Here is a 22,514-nt window from a genome sequence, read left to right on the forward strand (position 1 = left end):
ACATGGAAAATCCATTTTCCAGCATGCAATCTCAAAATCCGATTTCACTTGCACAGCAGTCGGTTAAAAAAGCGCATCGCGCAGTAACCCAAGCTCAATCGCATCCTCGTGAAGAAACGGTGGAGGGTGCCCGCAATGCGATCGAAAAAGCGGAAAACGCCATCGCCCAAACCGACGGCCGGATGAATCCCGAGCCGATGGAGCGGGCCAAAGAGGATCTAGCCGAGGACCAAGCGGCATTGGCGGAAGTGGAAAACCAATTACATTCTTGAAGAACTGGTGTATGGGAAAAAAGCCGGTGGTGTACCCCTGATAAGATGGGGACGGACCGGCTTTTTGGTTGTTATGAAGGGAGGGGGGCGCCCTCCAGCGATAGATGTTTTATCCCCGAAGCGGAAAACTGTAAAAGTGCAGGTATTTTCGAGAATATCTCGATTTTGCGGGCAAAGCCTGCAAAAGTACAGTTATTTTTCGCGATATTGCTCAGATTGGGGAATTTGGCGCAAAAAGCCTGCACTTTTGCAGGAATTTCTGAGGCAACGGCGATTTGCCCCTATAAAAACTGTATTTTTGCAGTTATATGATGAGTAAGTGCGTGAATAATTGAGTCGAGTGGGGTCGTGCGATCATATTATAATTTACGTAATAAATATTATGTTTACTAATGGTGATTGCCGTACTATACCTAATCGAACACAGTATGTGCTAGAAACAGCGTATGACTAGAAACAGCCTATGTCTTATAAACAACCCATGTCCTAGAAACAACCTAACTCGATGATATAATCTAATTCAAATAGATTAGATTACCGAAATTGAAGCGAGTAAAGAGGGATGGATCATGGGAGCGATTTTTCATTATAATCCGGATCGGCCGTTTCGCGAGTCACCGGACTTGTATTTGTGTTATTGGGGAAAAGAACGGTGCGCTCCGCTTCATTCCTTTGGCCCGGGTGTCCGTGATATCTACAAAATTCACTTTATCCATTCAGGACGAGGGATTGTGAAAGTTGAGGGAGAAACCTTCGAGCTGACCGGCGGGCAAGCTTTTCTCGCTTATCCTGAACGGGTCATCTTCTATCAAGCGGATGAGGTGGACCCTTGGACGTATTCCTGGATCGGCTTCAACGGGGAACAGGTGGCGGAGATTTTAAGCCGTACCCGGTTGACCCCGGCATCGCCTGTACTTCCCATGGATACGCATTTGATGCCGCAACTGTATGAGTTGCTTAACGAAGCAGAGGAATCGAATACGACGCGCGATTTGCGCCTGCAAACGTTGCTGTATGAGTTTATGACCCTGCTGGTGGAGCTTGTCCCTGCATCAGGGGATGCGGATTCGACAAGGACGCAAGCCAAGGATGCGTACATTCATCGTTGCCTTGATTTTCTGCACAGTCATTATAGTGAGGAAATGAGCGTCGGCCAGCTGGCTGCGATCGTCGGTCTGGATCGGAAATACTTATCGTCTTTATTTAAGCGGGCTACCGGAATGCCGCCTCAGCAATACTTGCTGAAGTATCGAATGGAGAAAGCCTGCGCCCTGCTGCGCAACGGTCATTATTCCATCGCGGAAGTGGCGCGTTCTGTGGGTTATCAGGATGCTTTATTGTTCTCCAAAATGTTCAAAAAAACGGTAGGCACCTCGCCTTCCGACTACCGCGAGCAATGGCAAAAATCAGACATTATGCCATAGAGATCATCCATGCTGATATAGGTAAGTCGCTCCCCGTGCATTATATTGGACATATATAGACTGAAGGAGGGACAAGCATTAATGTATCAAGCAGCTGATAATCGATACGAAACGATGACATACCACCGTTCGGGCCGGAGTGGGTTGAAACTTCCAGCCATTTCACTGGGCCTATGGCATAATTTTGGGGGCATCGATGTGCTCGAGAATGGGCGCGCCATGTTGCGCAGAGCCTTCGACCTTGGGATCACCCATTTCGATTTAGCGAACAACTATGGACCGCCGCCAGGCTCGGCCGAGGAAGCGTTCGGACGGGTGCTGCGTGAAGATCTGCGTCCGTATCGCGATGAGCTGATCATCTCGACGAAAGCGGGATATTATATGTGGCCGGGGCCGTATGGGGAATGGGGATCCAAAAAATATCTGGTCTCAAGTCTCGATCAAAGCCTTAAGCGAATGGGGCTGGAGTATGTGGATATTTTCTATCATCATCGTCCCGATCCGGACACGCCGCTGGAAGAAACGATGGCCGCGCTTGATCTCATCGTACGACAAGGGAAAGCACTGTATGTGGGGTTGTCCAACTATCGTCCGGAAGAGACGCGCGAAGCGTCCCGAATCTTAAAACAGCTGGGCACCCCGGCGGTGATTCATCAGCCGAACTATTCGATGATGAACCGCTGGATCGAAGAAGGGTTGCTGGATGTCTTGGAGGAAGAAGGCATCGGCTCGATCGTGTTCTCCCCGCTGGAGAAAGGCATCCTGACCGACCGCTACCTGAACGGAATCGCCCCGGATTCCCGCGCTGCCGGTCCTAGCGTGTTCCTTCGTCCGGAGGATGTAAACGAAGAGCGAATTGCCAAAGTCAAGCAGCTGAACGAACTGGCCGCCGCAAGAGGGCAGAAGCTCTCGCAAATGGCCTTGGCCTGGGTGCTGCGAGACGGTAGAGTGACATCCGCACTGATCGGCGCCAGCAAAGTGAGCCAAATCGAGGATGCGGTTGGCGCATTGGCGAATCGGTCGTTTACTCAAGAGGAGTTGCGCAAGATCGACGAAATTTTAGGTTTTTAAATCATTTTCGCAGGCGTCGCCCGAAGGACTTTCGGGACGGCGCTTTTTTCTACTAAATTTCCCCGCCGTATTGAGCTTTACCCTGCTTAACCAGTATAATAGGTCGAGTGTACCCTTTGATAACCATCCGAATGTTTTTAACCATAATTCATATAGAAAAGGTGTTAAATCTCCATGAGTATTTTAAATGTAGAGCGGCTGAGTCACGGATTTGGGGACCGGGCTATTTTTAACGATGTATCCTTTCGCTTGTTAAAAGGCGAGCATGTTGGCTTAGTGGGGGCCAACGGTGAAGGTAAATCGACGTTCATGAACATCATTACGGGCAAGCTGCAGCCGGACGAAGGCAAAATCGAGTGGGCTAGACGCACACGCGTTGGCTATCTCGATCAGCATGCCGTGCTGGAGAAAGGAATGACGATCCGCGACGTACTGCGCGGGGCGTTTCAATATCTGTTCGATTTGGAACAGGAAATGAACGAGATGTACGCCAAAATGGGGGATGTGTCGCCGGAAGAGTTGGAGCAGCTGCTGGAGGACGTAGGTACGATTCAAGACACGCTCACGAATCAGGATTTCTATCTCATCGATGCCAAGATTGAGGAAACCGCTCGGGGCTTGGGCTTGACGGATATCGGGCTCGAAAGAGACGTTAACGACCTCAGCGGGGGTCAGCGGACGAAGGTATTGTTGGCCAAGCTCTTACTGGAGAAACCAGACATTCTGCTGCTAGACGAACCTACCAACTATTTGGACGAGCAGCATATCGAATGGCTGAAGCGGTATTTGCAAGAATATGAGAACGCGTTTATTCTCATTTCGCACGATATCCCGTTCCTGAATAGCGTCATCAACCTGATTTACCACATGGAAAATCAAGAGCTGAACCGTTACGTCGGTGATTATGATAACTTCTTGCAGGTGTATGAGGCAAAAAAACAGCAGTTAGAGTCGGCATACAAACGCCAGCAACAGGAGATCGCCGATCTCAAAGACTTCGTGGCACGCAACAAGGCGAGCGTGGCAACGCGGAACATGGCGATGTCCCGCCAGAAGAAGCTGGACAAGATGGAAATTATCGAGTTGGCCAAAGAAAAACCGAAACCGCAATTTAATTTCAAAGATGCTCGGACATCTGGCAAGTTGATTTTTGAAACGAAGGACCTGGTTATCGGTTACGACTCACCTTTATCGAAGCCGCTGAATCTAAGAATGGAACGCGGGCAAAAAATCGCCCTCGTCGGCGCAAACGGTATCGGGAAAACCACGCTGCTTCGCAGCATCCTGGGACAAATTCCGGCAATCTCCGGCTCAGTGCATCTCGGTGACCTTCTGGAAATCGGCTACTTTGAGCAGGAGATGAAGGATGCCAATTACAATACGTGCATCGAGGAAATCTGGAACGAGTTCCCGTCGTTTACGCAGTTTGAGGTTCGTGCTGCTCTAGCGAAATGCGGCCTGACGACGAAGCATATCGAAAGCAAAATCGCCGTCTTGAGCGGGGGCGAGAAAGCGAAGGTACGCCTGTGCAAGCTAATTAACCGAGAAACGAACTTGCTCGTGCTCGACGAACCAACAAACCATTTGGACGTCGATGCCAAGGATGAGTTGAAGCGTGCGCTTAAAGCCTACAAAGGCAGTATTCTGTTAATCTCCCACGAACCGGAATTTTACCGCGACGTTGTCACGGAGACGTGGAACTGTGAATCTTGGACGACCAAGATGATCTAATCTAGTCGTAATCTAGCAATTTAGGGTTGCCTCAGGTATAATTGGTTTAAATTTGAAATCGAGGTGATCCGATGGCCGTAAGCTTGAGTAATATTTTTGTAAACCTTCCCGTAAAAGATTTGCAGAGATCGATGAATTTCTTTCAATCTATTGGCTTTGAGTTTAACCCGCAATTTTCCGATGAGAAGGCGGCTTGTTTGGTGATTGGACCGAATATTTTCGCCATGCTGCTGACGGAGGAGTACTTCAAATCGTTTACGAAGAAAGAAATTCCGGATACCACGGGCCAATCGGAGGTTATCGTCGCCTTGTCGGCCGAGAGCCGTGACCAAGTGGACCAAATCGTGAACAAAGCGCTCGCCTCGGGCGGGAAGCCTTACAGCGATCCGGTTGACCATGGTTTTATGTATACCTGGAGCTTCCAGGATCCTGACAGCCATCTCTGGGAAATCGTATTTATGGATTCAAGCGCTGTGCCATCGGAATAAAGAAGTATCATCCAATGCCCTATGTGAATCACATAGGGCATTTTTGCAATCTTGCGGGTTCATCCACAGCCATTTAAGCGTACAGCATTCATTGCCGCCAACTAAGTTGTTGGTTATAATAGTTGGGTAGATTATTAAGAAAGTGGGAAGAGTATGGGCCGCAAATGGAATAATATTAAAGAGAAAAAGGCTTCGAAAGACGCGAACACTAGTCGAATCTACGCGAAGTTCGGCGTTGAGATTTATGTTGCCGCCAAGAAAGGCGAGCCGGATCCGGAATCGAACCGCGCTTTGAAGGTCGTTCTTGAACGGGCGAAAACGTACAATGTACCGAAAGCGATCATTGACCGGGCTCTCGATAAGGCGAAGGGCGCTACGGATGAAGTATATCAAGAGTTGCGTTATGAAGGCTTTGGCCCTAACGGCGCGATGGTCATTGTAGATACATTAACGAATAACGTAAACCGTACTGCACCAGAAGTACGCTCCGCATTTAACAAGAACGGCGGAAACATGGGCGTAAGCGGATCGGTTTCTTATATGTTTGACGAAACAGCCGTCATCGGGATGGAAGGCAAATCGATTGACGAAGTGTTTGAAATCTTGATGGAAGCCGATCTTGAGGTGCGGGATATCATCGAAGAGGACGAGTCGGTGATCGTTTATGCCGAACCCGATCAATTCCATGCCGTTCAAGAAGCGCTCAAGAACTCCGGGGTTACGGAGTTTACGGTAGCGGAACTGACGATGCTGCCTCAAAACTATGTCACTTTGCCGAGCAAGGAAGTGGAAGCGCAGTTCGAGAAGTTGATCGACGCGCTGGAGGATCTGGAGGACGTGCAGCAGGTTTATCACAATGTGGAATTTTCGGATTAAGCCCTCGGACGAGGCGATGAACAACGGGCTGATAAGAAGGACTCTTCTTTCAGCCCGTTTTTGGTTGTCTTTCGTCAAACACGAAACGATTTATTAACACTGAAATCGCCCAACGACATAATATACATTACTGTTTAGGAAGCAGGTAGGAAGGGGCTTTGTATGACAAGCTGGAATTTGGCTGGACTGCGAACGCAGCAGGCGTTGTCCCGTTATTCGACTTATGAAATCGGGGGAGAGGCCCGGTTTGTGGGAACGCCTCATTCAGTAGAGCAGTTGCAAGAGTTGCTGGAATTGGCGTATCGCCGCGGCATATCACCGATCTTTTTTGGCGGAGGATCCAATTTGCTGTTTCCCGATCAGCCGGATCCCGATGCATTGTTTCTGACAACTCGGGAAATGGTTGAGGTGAAGCTCGAGGGCGATCGGCTTTACGTCTCGGCTGGGGTGCCGATGTCGATGTTGGCCGTGATCGGGTATGGCTTGGGGATTGCTGATTTTGATTTTACCTTTTTGCTGCCGGGAACGGTGGGCGGTGGGATTTATATGAATGCCAAATATTTTGACCGTCATATCAGCGATACGTTGGTCAATGTTCATTATATCGATTGTAGGCAGCCCGGCACCATTCAAACCATCAGCCGCGAGGCGTGCGAATTTGGGTATAAACAATCGGTGTTCCAACGCAATCGAACCCGCTGGTTCATCGTTGGCGCTGAGTTTAAGCTCAGTTCAACCACTCAGGCTACCGCTTTGACGTCGATCCCGGAGCTGGCTGCGCTTCAGGAAGGAAAACTGCCATCTCATCGATTACCGGAGTTTGCTTCGCACTTCATCACATGGCTGGAGGCAAAGGAAGGGACAGGGGAAAAAGACCCTAAGCTAACTCCGATGCGAAAAATCATTCAGGACCGCGTAGGGAAGATGCATTTCTCGTATCCTTCCTGCGGATCGGTGTTCAAAAATAACTATTCCGTTGGCGAGCCGATTGGTGCACTAGCGGACCGTCTCAACTTAAAAGGGGTTCAGCGCGGCAATGCCCGGATTTCGCCCGTTCACGGCAATGTGATTCAAAATGTGGGTGGGGCGACCGCGGCGGATGTCATTGAATTAATTCGTCATGTACAGGACGCCTTTGATCGGCATTATGGTTTTGTTCCTGAACCGGAGGTCGTGATCATTGAAGGTCAGGCCACTTTACTTCAACATGAATAAACGTTCATTACTTCAAAGCCCGTCTCCGGCAGTCGCCGGGACGGGCTTGTTCTTTTTCAAATATGAATTATTGGCTCACCGCAACCGGTATGGGCTGGGTACAACCTAATTTGCGAGAAATTTCGTTGGCTGCTTGCTGTACTTCCTTGACCAGTTCAGGAATGCGTTCTTCCTCAAACTGGACCTCCAAACCTGCAGCGCTGAGTGCTGCGATAATTTGCCCGGTATGATCAAAGATCGGAGCGCTTAACTCTGCCGTGTAGTTCTCCAATTCAGAACGGCTAAAGCTGTAGCCTTCCTGACGGGAACGCTCCAGGATCTGACGCAGTTGCGCTTTGTCGGTGATCGTGCCGGAGGCAATCGGTTGCAGTTTCGTGGCCTCTAGATACTCCTCGCGTTCTGCCTCAGGCATAAAAGCTAAAATAATGCGGGATGAAGCGCCGGCATACAGCGGGGCTTTCCGTCCGATTTTGGTGAATAGCCGTACGGGGTGATCCGTATCCAGCTTCTCGATATAAATGCTTTCGTTCCCGTCGCGCAGCACGAGATGAATGGCCTCCTGAATTTCGTCACGCAACCGCTGCATGACCGGAAGGGCGATATGGCGGATATCTAAGCGTTCGGCTACCAGGTTGCCGTATTGAAGAAAGAGTAGACCTAGCGAATAAGAACCTTCTGCATCTTTTTTTAAGAATCCCATTTCTTCCAATGATCCGATCATGCGCAGCACTGAAGTTTTAGGGATTCCTGATAACTTGGCCATTTCACTGATATTCAGCTTGGGGTGGGTCAGGAATAACTGAAGCAGATCCATGGACCTGACCACGGTTTTGTTCTTGTGTTTTGTATTCTTTTGCACGTTATGCCTCCTGCATGGCCTCTAGTTCATTCTGTATTAGTATACAACGAATGGAAGATTGTTGAAAACCAAAAACGCTAACGGAAAATAATGCTTGATTTTTACCCAATCCCGACTATAATGATCGTATATATTGGCATTCGATTTTCGGATGATGTGATCCGAATTTCGGAACAGTATTAAAAACTTGTTATGTCATTAACGCTTTAACGGAAAAAATCTTGATTTTTCTAGAATTAACTAACAAAATGATCATATGCAAGAAATTCGTAAATCGGTATAGAGAGTCCGAAATTCGGATGGGAGGATGGACATGACTTTTTCTCCGTCACCTGCTGAGTTTCCCGTCATCACTCCACTCGGAGATTCGGCGTTGATTGTGACGTTTGGTGATTCAATTCAAAAAAGTACACATGTAAAGGTAAGGCAGTTGGCGGAACATTTGGAGCATCACCCTTTTCCTTGGATGATCGAGACCGTTCCGGCTTTTACGTCGGTAACCATATATTATGACGTTATGAAGCTCTTGGAAGAAGCTGAGAAGCAGGAGGACCAGGCTCGCACACTGACCCCATACCAGTTAGCTGAAGAGCTTGTGACCGAGTTGCTTCACACACTGCGAGACGTTAATGCATCACCAGCCAGAATCATTGAAATTCCCGTTTGCTATGGAGGGGAGTGGGGCCCGGATCTAGAAACGGTAGCCTTCCGCAATGGACTAACACCTCAAGATGTGATCAACATTCATACATCCGCGGATTATCTAGTTTATATGCTTGGTTTTGCTCCTGGCTTCGCGTATTTGGGAGGAATGTCCAAACTCATTGCCACCCCGCGCCGGGAAACACCTCGCTTGTCCATTCCGGCCGGAACCGTTGGGATTGCCGGAGATCAGACGGGAGTTTATCCGATAGACACTCCTGGCGGCTGGCAGTTAATCGGTAAAACTCCAATCGAATTATTTAAGCCTCAGCAAATGCCGCCAACCTTGCTGCAGGCGGGAGATATCGTCCGCTTTTACTCGATCACCCGTGAACAATTTGAAGCATGGGAGGAGTTGGAGCGATGAGTCTCTTGATCGAAAAGCCCGGATTGTTGACCACGGTTCAGGATTTGGGAAGGTTTGGTGTCCAGAAGTATGGTGTGATCGTTGGCGGTGCCATGGATGCATTCGCCCTACGCATTGCGAACTTACTGGTTGGGAATGCGGAAGGTGAGGCCGGGCTCGAAATTACGCTGCTGGGTCCCGTAATCCACTTCGAGCAAACGACGCTGATCTCGCTTTGTGGAGGTGATTTATCCCCTAAGCTGAACGGTGTACCCGTTCCGTTATGGAGAACCGTTCTGGCGCCTAAGGGAAGTACGCTGACCTTCGGTCCGGCTAAGCTAGGCTGCCGCGCATACCTGGCGGTGGGGGGCGGGCATCGATGTTCCGGTTCAGATGAACAGCCGTTCGACCTATTTGCGGGCAGGCATCGGCGGTTATGAAGGCCGGGCGCTTGCAGCCGGCGACCGGTTGACGCTGGGGGAAATCAGTCCGCTTGGCTCCCATTTTCTTGGTTTACTCGCCAGAGAGGCGAGCAAGGATAGCGGTGCGGTCAGCCGATGGGCGGTCTTTCCGCAGATGCTTCCGAAATATGCTGCAAATCCAACCGTGCAGCTGATTCCTGGAGAAGAATACGAATTGTTCCAAGAATCCAGCCGTCACGATTTATGGCAAGAGGAATTTGCGGTTTTGCCGCAGTCCGACCGGATGGGTTACCGTTTCAAAGGCCGGGAGTTAAAGCTGGAGCAATCGAAAGAGATGATCTCCTCGGCCGTGACGGTGGGAACTGTGCAGGTACCACCTGACGGGAACCCAATCATTTTGATGGCGGATCGCCAAACAACCGGAGGATATCCTAAAATTGCGCAAGTCGCGAGTGTAGATTTGCCGCTGCTAGCACAGGCCAGCTTAGGGGCTCGGGTGCGATTCCGGAAGATCACCTTGGAAGAGGCACAGCAGCAAATGATCGAGCGGGAACTCTCAATCCAAACGCTGCGAGAGGGTCTAAATCAGCTGGAGGTTTCGGGGCGCAAATTCTGATCAGGGACTTGGACCGGCATGCATAATCAGACAGGCAGGAATGGAAAATTCAGTATGGAGGAATGAATGATGGAGAACAAAAGCCATCCAAAACTCGAAATTCGGGATTTGCGCGTTGAATACGAATCCAAGGGCCAACGCACCGTTGCCTTGGAGAACGTTCAGCTCAAAGTGGAAGACGGCGAGTTCGTATCTGTTGTAGGTCCGAGCGGCTGTGGAAAATCGACCTTGCTGAAGGTGGTGTCCGGGTTACTGAAGCCGGCCGGCGGCCATGCCTTTTTGGATGGTCAGGAAATCCAGGGCGTGCCAAGCCAGGTCGGAATGGTGTTTCAAAACGATGCGTTGCTCCCGTGGAAAAGCGTCATCGACAATGTGCGTCTACCTTTAGAAATCAAAGGGCTCGTGAAAGACAAGCAACTGGAAGAAGCGAACCGGTTGTTGAAAATGGTTGGACTTGATGGCTTCAGCAGTTACCATCCGAAGGAGCTATCGGGCGGGATGCGCAAGCGGGTAGCCCTGGCGCGGACCTTCGCTTACGACCCCGAAATTTATTTGATGGACGAGCCGTTTGGACCGCTCGATGCGCAAACCCGGGTGAAGATTGGGGAAGAATTCCTGCAGCTATGGGAAAATGTCGGCAAAAGCGTGCTCTTTATCACCCACGATATCGAAGAGGCGATTGCACTTTCTGACCGGGTGATCGTGATGACCTCCCGGCCGGGACGAATCAAAGCGGAGTTTAAAGTGAATTTGCAGCGGCCGCGCCCATTTTACGACATCCGATTTGATCCCCAGTTCAAGGAGCTGCAGAAAGAAATTTGGGCCCAAATGTCTGACGGGGAATAGGAGAGGAGGAATCATCAATATGGCAACAAAAACATCGGCACCATCGGCAAGCTCTCCTTCCCCTAAGGCTGGACGCGGGAATCGCAGCACCACCGTATGGATTGGCAGATTGGTCGTATTTATCGTCATTATCGGATTATGGGAGCTGCTATCGGGTACGGCGTTTAATTCTTTTTGGCTGAGCAAGCCGTCCCTGATTATTAAGCGGATTATCGACATGACCGCAAGCGGGGATCTATGGTTCCACATGAGCATTACGCTGCAGGAATCCATCGTAGGTCTCATTATCGGGATGCTTGGGGGTACATTGCTGGGGATTCTGCTCGCGTTCAGTGGGATTTTTCAAAAATGGGTGTATCCGTACATCATGGCATTGTACAGCTTGCCCCGGGTATCACTGGCACCGCTCTTTATCGTTTGGTTTGGGATCGGGATGACCTCGAAGATTCTGATGGTTGTAGCGATGGTTATTTTCGTAGCTTTTTACAATGCTTATGAAGGTGTACGCAACATCGACAAAGACTTGATGGATATGATGAGCACGTTTAAGGCGAAATGGACGCATAAGCTTCGCTGGGTCGTGCTTCCATCGATTACGGTTTGGATTCTAACCAGCTTGCGGCTGAATATCGGCATGGCTTTGATCGGGTCCGTGATCGCCGAGTTGGTTGGCTCCAACCGAGGGCTTGGATATTACATCACGTATTCGTCCAACATGCTGGATACGACAGGTATTTTTACAGGCCTTGTCCTCATCATGATTATCGCCGTTGTTTTGGAACAAATTATCGTTCAGGTCGAACGGCGGTTGCTGAAATACCGTTAAGGGCTGAACTCCAAATTATTTCATCCCATGAAATAAACGTGGAGCAACCATAAATTTAGAAAGAAAGCAATTATTCAAGGAGGGGAATCACATGAAAAAAACAAAAATGCTTCTGGCAACGCTGCTCGTTTTGACGATGGCTTTGGTCAGCGCCTGCGGAAACAACAACAATGCGGCTCCTGCAGGTAATAACGGAGGCGCCGGCAATGCGGCAACAGGAACTAACGAAGGAGACAGCAATGCAACTCAAACGGAAAACGTCAAGATTCGCGTAGGTCTGGTGGGCGGCGGCATGACGCCGATTATCGCGCAAATTGGGATTAATGATGGCTCTTACGAGAAAGCCGGAATTACGATCGAGAAGCAAAGCTTCACGTCCGGCGCGGATATGGTACAAGCCTTGGTTGGCGGTAGCTTGGACATCGTATTGGGTTCTTATGAGCATGTATTAAGACAACAAAAGAACGGCCTTGGCGTGAAAGCTTACGGCGAAATTTACAATGGCGTTGGTTATTCGTTGGTCGTGAAGAATGATGCTCCGTATCAGAAGCTGGAAGATTTGAAGGGAACGACGCTGGCTGTAACCAAGGTAGGCAGCTTGTCCGACACAGGGCTGCGTGAAGGCTTGAAAGCGGCCAATATCGACCCGGACAAAGATGTACAAATCATCAATGGCGGCAGCGGCGCTACGATGCTGGCCGCAATCGAAAGCGGCAAAGCTGCTGGCGGTATGGTGTCCGAGCCTACGATTTCGCAAATGTTAGCTACCGGGAACTACCGGGTGCTGTACGATCCGCCGTATGATTTTGCCGGAATTACCGTCATGGCGAAAACGGATTGGGTTGAGAAAAATCAGGATGCGATGAAGCGGTTCCTTCAAGTCAGCAATGAAGTGAATGAGCGCGTGCAGAAGGATCCGGCCTCCGCAGTAGATGCAATGCTGCAAGAGTTCGACCAAATTCCAGCCGACGTCATGGAGACGGCAGTTAAAAATCAGCTGGCGAAAGTGCCGGCAGGACTTAAGGTAACTGAGGAAGGCGCGAAGAATGTCACGAAGACACAAATCGAGGCAGGCGTCATCGATAAAGAAATCCCGTTTGAAGATACGGTTGACCTCTCGTTACTTCCTTAAGACATATAAAGATCGGGTGAAAAACGCGCGGATGACCGTGTGTTTTCGCCCGATTTATTTCACGACCGACGATAATACAGAAAGAAGGCGATCCGCTCATGGCCAAAGATTTAAGAACCTATCTCGGGCAATTAACGCAATTTGATGTGAATAGCGTCAAGCTTGTCGACACGGAGGTTGATCCGCGTTTTGGCATTACCGCCTATGCTGCGGCATTGGCGGAGAAAGGCGAATACCCTGCCTTGTTGTTCAACAAGGTGAAGGGCGCGCAAATGGCGTGCATTTCCAACCTGTTGACCTCGTACGAGCGCGTCGCCCTCTACTTGGGATGTGAGGTCCAGGACATTCCACGGGTATATGGCGAGAAATTGCAGCAACCGATTGAACCGGTGGTCGTAGACCGCACTGCTGCCAAAGTGAAGGAAAACGTGATTGAAGAAGCAGACGTTGACCTGTCCAAGCTGCCGATTCCCGTGCACAACGAGATGGATGGCGGGCCATACTTGTCGGCAGGTGTGATGATTATCCGCGACCCGGATTCCGGGCTGATTAATGCTGGGATCTATCGTCACCAAATCTTCAACGAACGCGACATGGGCGTGTGGTTCCTTGGTGCGCACCACGGCGGATTGATTTATAAAAAGTACAAAAAACAAGGCAAGCCGGCTCCGATTGCGATCGCACTAGGTCACCATCCCGGCTTTATCATGGGAGCGGTTTCCCGGGTTCAAGGGATCGGTGGCGAATATGAAGCGGCTGGCGCGTTAATGGGCGAACCCTTGGAGCTGGTGCAAGCGGACACGTCCGATCTGCTCGTCCCGGCGCATGCCGAGATCATTCTGGAAGGCGAGATTTTGCCGGATAACGATCACAGCGAGGGGCCGTTCGGCGAATGGCCGGGCCATTATCTCGGCGGAGGTTCGGTACCTACGATCCGCATCAAACGCATTACATACCGGAATCATGCGATCTTCCAAGATATCGTCGCTTCCGGTCGAGAGCATTTGGTTGTGGGCGGAGTGCCGCGTTCCGGCAGCATTTATCATACAGTGAAGAAAATCGTACCGGGTCTCAAGACGGTAAACGTTCCTTTCTACGCCCGGATGAACTGTTATTTGTCGATTCAGAAGGAAAAGGATGCGGACGTAAAAAAAGCGGCTTTTGCAGCGCTTAACACCGAGCCGGAGAATTTGCGTCATATCGTCGTCGTGGACGAGGACATCGACGTGTTTAACGGGGAAGAGGTCGCTTGGGCGATTGGCACGCGGTTTGATGCGGAGCGCGATTTGCTGGTCATCCCGCGTTGGAACGGTCCCGGCGGTTTGCTTCCGACGAACTGGGAGTACAACGCCGAAGGCAAGAATACGCCGCGTATGTCCAGCGCCGTGATTGTAGACGCCACCAAACCTGCGCCGCCTGTGGTCTTTCCGAAACGGGCCGTGGTTCCGAAGGAGCAGGTGGAACTGGCCGATCTGGCTTCGCTGCGCAAACTGTCCGCAGAAGAGAAAAACAACTGGCAAATCTAAAGCATGTAGCCTCAACCGGCAGAAAACGGAGGAATTGGCTTCCGTTGTTCATTCTGCCGTTTGAGGCTGGCGTGTTTCATAGTTAATGTCATGAATTAATCCCATTAATGAATTGCGAGAGGAGCATCAGCATGAATAACGTAGTGGATTTGAACTGTGATATGGGCGAGAGCTTTGGCGCTTATAAGCTGGGCAGAGACAGCGAGGTGTTGAAATTCGTCACCTCCGCGAACATCGCTTGCGGTTTCCATGCCGGCGACCCGGCGACGATGCGCCAGACCGTGAAGCTGGCATTGGATCATGGAGTGGCTTTAGGAGCACATCCTGGGCTGCAGGATTTGGTTGGATTTGGCCGTCGCGATATGGACCTGTCTCCGCAAGAGGCTTATGACATCGTGGTGTATCAGATTGGTGCGCTGTGGGGATTTGTACGCGCGCAAGGGGCCAAGCTGCAGCATGTCAAAGCCCATGGTTCCTTGTATAACATGGCGGCACGGAACGCCGGTTTGGCGGAGGCGATCGCCGAAGCAGTATATAAGGTAGATCCGGAGTTGATTCTGTTTGGTCTTGCTGGCAGCGAGTTGATCAAAGCCGGGAAAAAAGCCGGGTTGCGCACAGCGAGCGAAGTATTCTCCGACCGGACTTACCAATCCGACGGTTCGCTCACCTCGCGCCGTTTGCCGGACGCTCTGATTACGGATGAGGAGCAATCGGTGAAACAGGTCATTCGGATGGTTGCCGAAGGCAAAGTGATGTCGCAGCAGAACGTCGATGTGGACATCCAAGCGGATACGATTTGTATTCATGGTGACGGCATTCATGCGGTCGAATTCGCTGGTAAAATCCGCAGTTCATTAACCGCCGCAGGGATTACGGTTCAATCGGTAGGGATCACGCTGGGGCAACAAGCGTAAGCGCAGAAGGAGGGGACAACAGGATGGAACCATTGCATTTGCAGACGGATGTGTTGGTTGTCGGCTCAGGCGCCGCCGGGTTGATGGCGGCCCGAGCGGCGGCCGATGAAGGCGCCCGCGTGATTTTGACCGACAAGAGCTTAATCAGCCGGGGCGGAGCGACGATTTTGGCGCAGATGACCGTGGCCGTGGCTTTGGGCGAAGCGGAAGAGGATAGCACGGAAATTCATTTTGAGGACACGATGAAGGGAAGCCGGGGCTTGGCCGATCCGAACATCGTCCGCGCCGTTGTTGAACGGGGACCTGAAGTAATCCTCGAAGCGGAAGGTTATGGCGTTAAGTGGGCCCGAACGCCGGATGGCAAGCGTTCGCAGACGTTTGCTCCGGGGCATTCCAAAGCCCGCTGCGTCTACGTGGACATTTTGAATACGGGCGGTGCTACGGCAGCCGGTTTAAAGAAGGCGATATGGAAGGACGAGAAGATCCAGCGGCTCAAAAACGTGATGATCACGAAAGTTGTCGTCGAAAATGGGCGGGCCGTTGGTGCAATCGGCTTTGAGATGGAGGAGTACCGTCCGATTAGTATCGCCGCTTCATCGGTCATTTTGGCCACGGGCGGATTAACGGAGGTCTTTGAGCGTAACAGTGCGTCGGCGAACATGACCGGCGACGGATTCGTACTGGCGGCCGAGGCGGGCGCCGAGGTGCGCGATATGGAAATGGTGCAGTTCTTCCCGATCGCCCACCTGTTTCCGCCGCTCGTTGGCATCGATCCGATCATGTGGGATCCGTTCCGCTATAAGCTGGGCGGCCGTCTGCTGAACGGTTTAAAAGAAGAATTTATGGATAAATACAACGGGGAAGTTGCCGGAAAATACACGGCTGCGCGTGACCAAACGACGCTGGCGATTTTCCGCGAGGTGGAGGCTGGCCGCGGCACGCCGCACGGCGGGGCGTATCTTGACTTCACGATGGTGCCGGAGGACAAGCTGAAGGAAGCGTTTGGTCCGGTCATCGATATTTTGCGGAATCAAGGCGTTGATTTGACCAAAGATATGGTGGAAGTGGCGCCGATGGCGCACTTTATGCTTGGCGGCGTACGCGTGGACGAAGCGATGCGCACGCGGGTGCCAGGGCTGCTGGCATCGGGCGAGCTGATTTATGGCATGCATGGCGCTAACCGCTTATCTGGCAATGCCATCACTGAAGCGCTGGTCACCGGCCGTATCGCCGGCGAAACCGCGGCACGGGAGAAAAGCGATGCGCTGGATGAAGCTGCTGTACGTCAAGCGTTTGAGCGGGAGATGGAGCGGCTCACGCAATTTTGGCACCCTGTCCCGGTTGAACGGGATACCGCATCGCTCCAAGCGTTTAAACGCAAGCTGCAGAAGGTGATGTGGAAGGGAGCCGGACCGCTTCGTACGGAAAGCGGCTTGAAGGAAGCGTTGACGGAGCTGCAGGCACTGCGCAGCGAGCTGGACAGCATCTCGCTGGCGAAGCCGGGCAAGTTTGCGCTGTCCCTGTTCGAGAAGCTGGAAGCCGCCAACATGCTGAAGGTCAGCGAAGCGATTGTGCTGGGCGCACTGGAACGCAAGGAGACGCGCGGCGCACATGTGCGGTTGGACTACGATGAAACGCTCAGCCAACCGTCCAGCTACAGCTATGTCTTGAATGAGGCAGGGGAATGGGTCGTATCCGAGGTTCCGCTGCCGGCGGGCAGCTAACGGAGACGGATGAGATCAAGCGAGCCGGCAAGACGGTTCCGAATGAAGGGAGAAAAAGGAACAATGGCAACAGTGACTTTAAACGTAGTTCGCGGTGATGCGGAAAGCGGCGCTTCCTTGGAGAAATACGAAGTTCCGTTCCGGGACGGGATGAGCCTGCTGGATGCGATCTTTTGGATTCGGGAGCATGTAGACCCGTCCTTTTCGGTACGGTATTCCTGCCGTTCCGCCAACGCCTGCAAAGAATGCTCGGCGTTTGTGGACGGCAAACCTGGCTACTTGTGCAGCATCCGTGCCGTTCCAGGCAGTGAGGTTAAGATCGAACCGCTGACCGGCCGTCCGTGGATCAAGGATTTGGCGACAGCGCTGGAGTAGACATGACCATTATTCACATGAAGGAGGGGCAATTATGGCCTGGTTACAGCCCCGCAGTTTAGACGAAGCGCTTGAGCTGCTTCGGGAGCGGAACCCCCGCATCGTGTGCGGGGGAACCGATTTGTTCGTGAACGCGCAGCGCAAATCGTACGAGTCGGAGCATACCGACTGGCTCGACATCCGGCGCGTGCCGGAGCTGCAAGCGACCCGCCGAACCGAGGCGGGTCTCGAAATCGGCGCCGCGGTGACGGCCGCCGAAATTTGGGGCAGCGACACGTTTCGCGTCGTGCCCGCGCTGCAACAAGCCGCCCGTATCGTCGGCGGCTGGCAGATCCAAAACCGCGCATCGCTTGGCGGCAATGTGGCGAACGCCTCCCCGGCAGCCGATATGGTCGTTCCGCTCGTCGCTTACCGAGCGGAAGTCCGGCTTGCCGGGGCGGACGGCACCCGCTGCGTGCCGATCGCGGACTTCATCACCGGGCCGAAGGCGACCCAGCTTCGCGAACGCGAGCTGATCGCGTCGCTGTTCATCCCGGCCCGGGTGCTCGAGGTGCCGCAGGTGTTTCTGCGGCACGATCAGCGCGCGGCCACCGACATCTCGATCGTCTCCGTCGCCTTGCTGTTGCAAGGCAAGGGCAGCGAGATCGAGTGGGGGACTGCCGCGATTGGCGCGGCCGCGCCCAAGCCTTTCACGCTGAGCGCGGAGGAAGAGCAGCGCTGGAGCGGGGAACTTACTGCCGCTAAGCTGGACGAGCTCAGCGCGTTATACGTTCAGCATAGCTCGCCGATCACGGATGTGCGCGCCAGCGCGGAGTATCGCCGCGCCTTAGTCGGGACTTATATCAAGCGGGCCGCGAACGCTTTGCTCGCAAACGGCCTGTAACGAGGGGAAAGGAGCATCACCATGGCAGGGACAACCTTAAAGATCGCGATGTCAGAGAGCGATCGCACCTTAAAGTTGCTCAGCGGCGCCAAACCGCTGCCGGGCTTTGCGCTCGACGTGCAGCGGGAGTCGATCGAGGAGATTTTTGTTAAACAAATTTCGCAGGCGTCGTATGACGTATCCGAGCTTTCGTTGGCCTCCTACCTGATTGCCAAAGGCGGAGGAGATACGCGGTTAACGGCAATACCGGTATTTCTGTCCCGGTCATTCCGGCATAATGCGATTTATGTCCGCTCGGACAGTCCGTATACTCACCCTTCTGAACTCAAAGGCAAGCGGTTCGGATTTCCCGAGTTTCAAATGACGGCGGCCGTATGGGTCCGGGGCATGTTCCGGCATGAATGGGGGATCGCCACCGATGAGATGGAATGGTATACGTTCCGTCCAGAGCGGGTGCCGGTGGAGACGCCGGCAAAGCTGGTGGAAGGCGATATTTTTGAAGCGCTGGCTGAAGGCAAAGTGGATGCGATCATGACGGCTCGGCGCCCGCCGGCCAAGTTGTTCCCCGCTTCGGGCGAAGGCGGCGTGCTGCGCCGGTTAATCCCGGACGTCTGGAACGTCGAGCGGAAGTATTACCAGCGTACGGGGATTTTCCCGATTATGCACTTGGTTTCGCTGAAGGCGGAGACCGTTCAGCAATTTCCGGAACTGCCGAAGCAGTTGTACGAGCTGATGCGGGAGATCAAAGATGAAGGGATCACCGAGCTGCTGGAGACGATTCGCAACGCAACCTCCAATCCGTTTGTCTGGGAATCGGCTGAACAATCGGCCAAGCTGATGAACGGGGATATGTGGCCTTATGGCGTTGCTGCGAACTGGCCGCAGATCGAGACGTTTATTTCCTATCTTCAGGAGGACGGCTTGCTGGATCGCAGCTTCACGCCGCAGGAAGTGTTCCATTCCTCCGTCCAAGACACATAAGCATTTGCAAAAGGAAGAAGGTGCTGCCTCATGAACGGCGGACATAACCATAACCCTAACTCTAGTTTGACGTTAACCATTAACGGCGAGGACGTGACCTGGAACGGAGAGCCGACCGCTTCGCTGGCGGACGTGATCCGTGAAGGACAAGGCCTGACGGGGACAAAAATCGGCTGCCGCACCGGCGAATGCGGGGCTTGCACCGTGTTGCTGGACGGCCAGCCGGTCGTTTCTTGCTTGGTGCCGGTGGCTTCCGCCCAAGGGCAAACGGTTGAAACGATCGAAGGCTTAGCCCGGCATCCCGAATTCCGGGAGCTAGAGCAGGCGATGCAGGAGTACGGCGGCGTACAATGCGGTTTTTGCACCCCGGGGATGATGATGTCGACTTGGGCTTGGCTGCAAAATCCAGACTTGTTCGGCGGTGACATCGGTGCGGCGCTGAAGAACAACCTGTGCCGGTGTACCGGCTATCGCGGCATCATTGAAGCGGCGGAGCACGTCCTGGCCTCGAAAGGAGCCGTGCGATGACGAAGAACAGCCTGCAGCAACCTAGCAAATCACAAGACGCCAAGGTCATGAACCCGGCTGACCCGAACCCATCAGCTCGGCAAGGCCATCCGACGTTAAAGCAAAAGCCGTTGGATCTGAAGTCCAAGCTGGAGGGGCAAACCCGTTACCTGCACGATATGAATTTTCCCGGGCAGTTGGTTGGCGCGATTTACCGCAGCCCGCTGGTGCATGCGCGGATCAAACGGATTAACGTGGACAAAGCCCGTCAAGTGGAAGGCGTTCATGCTGTTATCACGGCAGATGACGTGCCTAACCATAAATACGGGCCTACCAAATTCAAAGACTGGAACATTCTCGCCCGCGATCGCGTGCTCTTCATCGGCGATGAAATCGCTGCGGTTGCAGCCGAGACGAAAGAAGCAGCCGAGCAAGCATTGGCCCTGATCGAGGTGGAGCTAGAGCCTTTGGAAGGCGTGTTTGACCCCGAAGCGGCGATGGCTCCTGGAGCGCCGCAGATTCACGAGGACGTGGAGCTGAACCGTCCGATGAAGGTGGATGTCGCGCGCGGCGATGTGGAAGCAGGGAAGCGGAAGGCGGCCGTCGTGAAAGGCGGGCGTTACGTTTCGAACCGAATATATCAGGGACATTTGGAGCCGGTTGGGGCGATTGCACACTGGTCGGAGGAGGAGGGCATCACCATTTGGGCGCCTTCCCACATTCCGTACCGGGCGCGGGAAGCGTATGCTGCCGGTTTTGGCTTGCCAGAAGACAAGGTGCGGATGATCGTGCCGCCGATTGGGGGTTCTTTTGGCGCTAAATACGTCCTGAAGGTTCATGTGATCGCGGCGGCCTTGGCAATGGCGACGGGACGGCACGTGAAGATCATTTTGGATCGGTATGAAGATATGATTACGGCCCATCCGCGTGTTCCGCTGACCTTTGACATTGAGATCGGGGCAGATGCGGAAGGGAAATTCGTGTACAAAGAGCTGACGGTATATGCCGATGCGGGTGCTCGCGTCTATTGGAGTCCCAACGTCATCGCCACCGCCTGCACCCGGCCGGACAACATCTATCATTTCCACAATGTGAAGTCGACGGGATACCTGGTGTACACCAACAATAGTCCAACGACGTGTATGCGCGGGTTCGGCAATGCGGAGATGCTATTCGCGGTGGAAAGCGTGATTGACGAAATTGCGCTGGAGCTGGGAATGGATCCGGCCGAGCTGCGTCTCAAAAATATCGTCCACGCCGGCGACACGACGCTGCATGGATATCGTCTCGATACGTGTAATTTGGAAGCGTGCATCGAGAAGGTGAAGGAGCTGTCCGGTTGGGAGCGGAGAAACGAACTGCCGCCTTACCGGGGCCTTGGCCTTGCGGTGGCTAACCACGTCTCGGGCTTCCGCGCGATCGATCCTCGGTTTGACGGCTCAACGGCAGTCATTCGCGTTAAACCAGGCGGATTCGTTGAAGTGGAAACCGGCGAAATCGAGTTAGGTCAAGGGATGTCAATGACTTACGCCCGCATCGCCAGCCACGTGCTCGGGATTCCGGAAGACGGGATTTTGGTCAGATCCGGGGATACCGGGCGGTATCCGTTTGGCATCGGTACGTTGGCTTCCCGCAGTACGGTGATGGGCGGCAATGCGGTGCAAAAGGCGGCGGAATCGCTGGTCCGCGAAATTCAGCAATTGGCCGTTCAGGCTCTTGGCGAAGGAGCGGTGTATGAGGCGGGCGTCGTGAAGCACGAGGGAAAAACGTATTCGCTTAGCGATGTCGTTGATTGGTTCCGGGCGCGTCATGCTGGCGAGGAGTTCACTGTTAAGGAAACCTATGTGCCGGATACCGAGCTGCCGGACGCCAGTTATTTCGGACATCCTTCGCCAAACTATCCGTTTGCGGCGCATGTCGCCGAGGTTGAGGTGGATCCGGACACCGGCCGGACGAAGGTTGTCGGGTATTGGGCTGTGCACGATTCGGGCACGATCATCCACGAGACGATGGCGAAAGGTCAGGTGCTGGGCGCCGTCGCCCAAGGCATCGGCTGGGTCACGATGGAGGATTTGATCGTACAGGAAGGCAAAGTCATGAACCCTTCGATGATGGACTACCGCATGCCGGGAGCTAAAGATATGCCTGATGTTCAGGTTCATTTCGTGCAGGAAGCCGATCCGCACGGCCCGTTTGGGGCGAAGTCACTGGGCGAAGTGGCGCTGGATCCGGTTCCGGGCGCCATTGCCAATGCGATCGCCCATGCAACGGGACGGCGCGGTTATGTGCTGCCGCTGTCGGCAGAACGCGTGTGGAAATCGCTGCAATCGTAATAAAGGGTGGGGGTTCCGTTCCAGGATTGAGATAGACGGACCCGAGATTGAAGACGGGAGATGACATGAACATGGAGGAGCTCATTCTTGCATTGGACGCCTGCCTGGCGGAGCGCCGGGCTTGCGTTGTTGCCACGATTGTGGATGTGGACGGCTCCGCCTACCGCCGGGAAGGCGCCCGCTGCCTCATCCATGCGGATGGCGAGGTGACGGGCATTCTGAGCGGCGGCTGCATTGAGGAAGACTTGCGCGAGCATGCCCAGGAGGTGCTTCGCACCTTGGAGCCGCGCAAGCTGCTATACGACTTCCGCATTGGGGAAGATGTGGTGTGGGGGACCGGCCTCGGGTGCAACGGGGCGATCACGGTGTGGCTCGAGCCGTTTGATCCGGTCTGTGCGCCGGACGCGGCGGACCGGATCATCGGCGATCTGCGGCAGCGCGTGGA

At 53.2% G+C, this 22,514-nt stretch carries 23 protein-coding genes; 22 read left to right on the plus strand and 1 reads right to left on the minus strand.

The annotated features are described in order from the left end of the window. The first annotated feature begins 2 nt into the window (after positions 1-2). From POTG_RS02630 to POTG_RS02660, 7 genes are all read left to right on the plus strand, one after another. Positions 3-272: a hypothetical protein gene (locus POTG_RS02630; protein WP_050769665.1), complete on the plus strand. Its 270-nt coding sequence runs from the start codon at positions 3-5 to the stop codon at positions 270-272. 569 nt (positions 273-841) lie between these two features. Beyond that, complete coding sequence (locus POTG_RS02635) at positions 842-1,696, plus strand: AraC family transcriptional regulator (RefSeq protein WP_009223245.1); 855 nt, start codon at positions 842-844, stop codon at positions 1,694-1,696. Positions 1,697-1,777: 81 nt separating this feature from the next. Next, positions 1,778-2,767 carry an L-glyceraldehyde 3-phosphate reductase gene (mgrA, locus tag POTG_RS02640; RefSeq protein WP_009223246.1) on the plus strand — a complete coding sequence of 330 codons (990 nt, stop codon included), beginning with the start codon at positions 1,778-1,780 and terminating at the stop codon, positions 2,765-2,767. Between the two features lie 174 nt (positions 2,768-2,941). Beyond that, positions 2,942-4,498, plus strand: a complete 1,557-nt coding sequence (locus tag POTG_RS02645; RefSeq protein ID WP_009223247.1) for an ABC-F family ATP-binding cassette domain-containing protein — start codon at positions 2,942-2,944, stop codon at positions 4,496-4,498. A 71-nt stretch (positions 4,499-4,569) separates the two neighbouring features. Further along, complete coding sequence (locus tag POTG_RS02650; protein WP_009223248.1) at positions 4,570-4,986, plus strand: VOC family protein; 417 nt, start codon at positions 4,570-4,572, stop codon at positions 4,984-4,986. Positions 4,987-5,139: 153 nt separating this feature from the next. Further along, positions 5,140-5,862, plus strand: coding sequence for a YebC/PmpR family DNA-binding transcriptional regulator (locus tag POTG_RS02655; protein ID WP_009223249.1), 723 nt, complete (start codon positions 5,140-5,142; stop codon positions 5,860-5,862). Between the two features lie 162 nt (positions 5,863-6,024). After that, positions 6,025-7,077 carry a UDP-N-acetylmuramate dehydrogenase gene (locus tag POTG_RS02660; protein ID WP_009223250.1) on the plus strand — a complete coding sequence of 351 codons (1,053 nt, stop codon included), beginning with the start codon at positions 6,025-6,027 and terminating at the stop codon, positions 7,075-7,077. Positions 7,078-7,144: 67 nt separating this feature from the next. Here the strand turns inward: POTG_RS02660 and POTG_RS02665 are convergent, their stop codons facing one another. Beyond that, positions 7,145-7,936 (minus strand): IclR family transcriptional regulator, encoded by a 792-nt coding sequence (locus POTG_RS02665; protein ID WP_009223251.1) that lies wholly within the window; start codon positions 7,934-7,936, stop codon positions 7,145-7,147. 307 nt (positions 7,937-8,243) lie between these two features. On the opposite strand from POTG_RS02665, the gene pxpB reads away from it, so the two are divergent. The 15 genes from pxpB to POTG_RS02735 all read left to right on the plus strand — a co-directional run. After that, positions 8,244-9,005, plus strand: coding sequence for a 5-oxoprolinase subunit PxpB (pxpB, locus tag POTG_RS02670; RefSeq protein ID WP_009223252.1), 762 nt, complete (start codon positions 8,244-8,246; stop codon positions 9,003-9,005). Then, positions 9,002-9,424 (plus strand): hypothetical protein, encoded by a 423-nt coding sequence (locus POTG_RS25215; RefSeq protein WP_332306487.1) that lies wholly within the window; start codon positions 9,002-9,004, stop codon positions 9,422-9,424. The genes pxpB and POTG_RS25215 overlap by 4 nt, the downstream gene beginning before the upstream one ends. Continuing rightward, positions 9,378-10,022 (plus strand): hypothetical protein, encoded by a 645-nt coding sequence (locus POTG_RS25220; RefSeq protein ID WP_332306488.1) that lies wholly within the window; start codon positions 9,378-9,380, stop codon positions 10,020-10,022. The genes POTG_RS25215 and POTG_RS25220 overlap by 47 nt, the downstream gene beginning before the upstream one ends. Before the next feature lie 69 nt (positions 10,023-10,091). Then, positions 10,092-10,868 carry an ABC transporter ATP-binding protein gene (locus POTG_RS02680; protein ID WP_036643812.1) on the plus strand — a complete coding sequence of 259 codons (777 nt, stop codon included), beginning with the start codon at positions 10,092-10,094 and terminating at the stop codon, positions 10,866-10,868. Between the two features lie 19 nt (positions 10,869-10,887). Next, complete coding sequence (locus POTG_RS02685; protein WP_157273279.1) at positions 10,888-11,694, plus strand: ABC transporter permease; 807 nt, start codon at positions 10,888-10,890, stop codon at positions 11,692-11,694. 91 nt (positions 11,695-11,785) lie between these two features. Continuing rightward, positions 11,786-12,826, plus strand: a complete 1,041-nt coding sequence (locus POTG_RS02690; protein WP_009223256.1) for an ABC transporter substrate-binding protein — start codon at positions 11,786-11,788, stop codon at positions 12,824-12,826. Positions 12,827-12,924: 98 nt separating this feature from the next. Next, the gene (locus tag POTG_RS02695) at positions 12,925-14,352 is read left to right on the plus strand and encodes a UbiD family decarboxylase (RefSeq protein ID WP_009223257.1); all 1,428 of its coding nucleotides are present in this window, start codon (positions 12,925-12,927) and stop codon (positions 14,350-14,352) included. A 131-nt stretch (positions 14,353-14,483) separates the two neighbouring features. Then, on the plus strand, positions 14,484-15,266 hold the full coding sequence (locus tag POTG_RS02700) for a LamB/YcsF family protein (RefSeq protein ID WP_009223258.1): 783 nt from the start codon (positions 14,484-14,486) through the stop codon (positions 15,264-15,266). A gap of 23 nt (positions 15,267-15,289) precedes the next feature. Next, positions 15,290-16,990 (plus strand): FAD-binding protein, encoded by a 1,701-nt coding sequence (locus POTG_RS02705; protein ID WP_009223259.1) that lies wholly within the window; start codon positions 15,290-15,292, stop codon positions 16,988-16,990. A 63-nt stretch (positions 16,991-17,053) separates the two neighbouring features. Next, positions 17,054-17,365 carry a 2Fe-2S iron-sulfur cluster-binding protein gene (locus POTG_RS02710; RefSeq protein ID WP_036643815.1) on the plus strand — a complete coding sequence of 104 codons (312 nt, stop codon included), beginning with the start codon at positions 17,054-17,056 and terminating at the stop codon, positions 17,363-17,365. 34 nt (positions 17,366-17,399) lie between these two features. Next, positions 17,400-18,248: an FAD binding domain-containing protein gene (locus POTG_RS02715; RefSeq protein ID WP_009223261.1), complete on the plus strand. Its 849-nt coding sequence runs from the start codon at positions 17,400-17,402 to the stop codon at positions 18,246-18,248. Between the two features lie 21 nt (positions 18,249-18,269). Then, complete coding sequence (locus POTG_RS02720; protein ID WP_009223262.1) at positions 18,270-19,229, plus strand: 4,5-dihydroxyphthalate decarboxylase; 960 nt, start codon at positions 18,270-18,272, stop codon at positions 19,227-19,229. A gap of 30 nt (positions 19,230-19,259) precedes the next feature. Continuing rightward, positions 19,260-19,757 (plus strand): (2Fe-2S)-binding protein, encoded by a 498-nt coding sequence (locus POTG_RS02725; RefSeq protein WP_009223263.1) that lies wholly within the window; start codon positions 19,260-19,262, stop codon positions 19,755-19,757. Further along, entirely contained in the window at positions 19,754-22,069 is a 2,316-nt protein-coding gene (locus tag POTG_RS02730; protein WP_009223264.1) for a xanthine dehydrogenase family protein molybdopterin-binding subunit, read from the plus strand. The genes POTG_RS02725 and POTG_RS02730 overlap by 4 nt, the downstream gene beginning before the upstream one ends. A gap of 71 nt (positions 22,070-22,140) precedes the next feature. Next, on the plus strand, positions 22,141-22,514 hold a 374-nt coding region (locus tag POTG_RS02735; protein ID WP_036643817.1), incomplete at its 3' end, for an XdhC family protein.

This window comes from Paenibacillus sp. oral taxon 786 str. D14 (genome assembly GCF_000159955.1).
GTDB lineage: Bacteria > Bacillota > Bacilli > Paenibacillales > Paenibacillaceae > Fontibacillus > Fontibacillus phoenicis.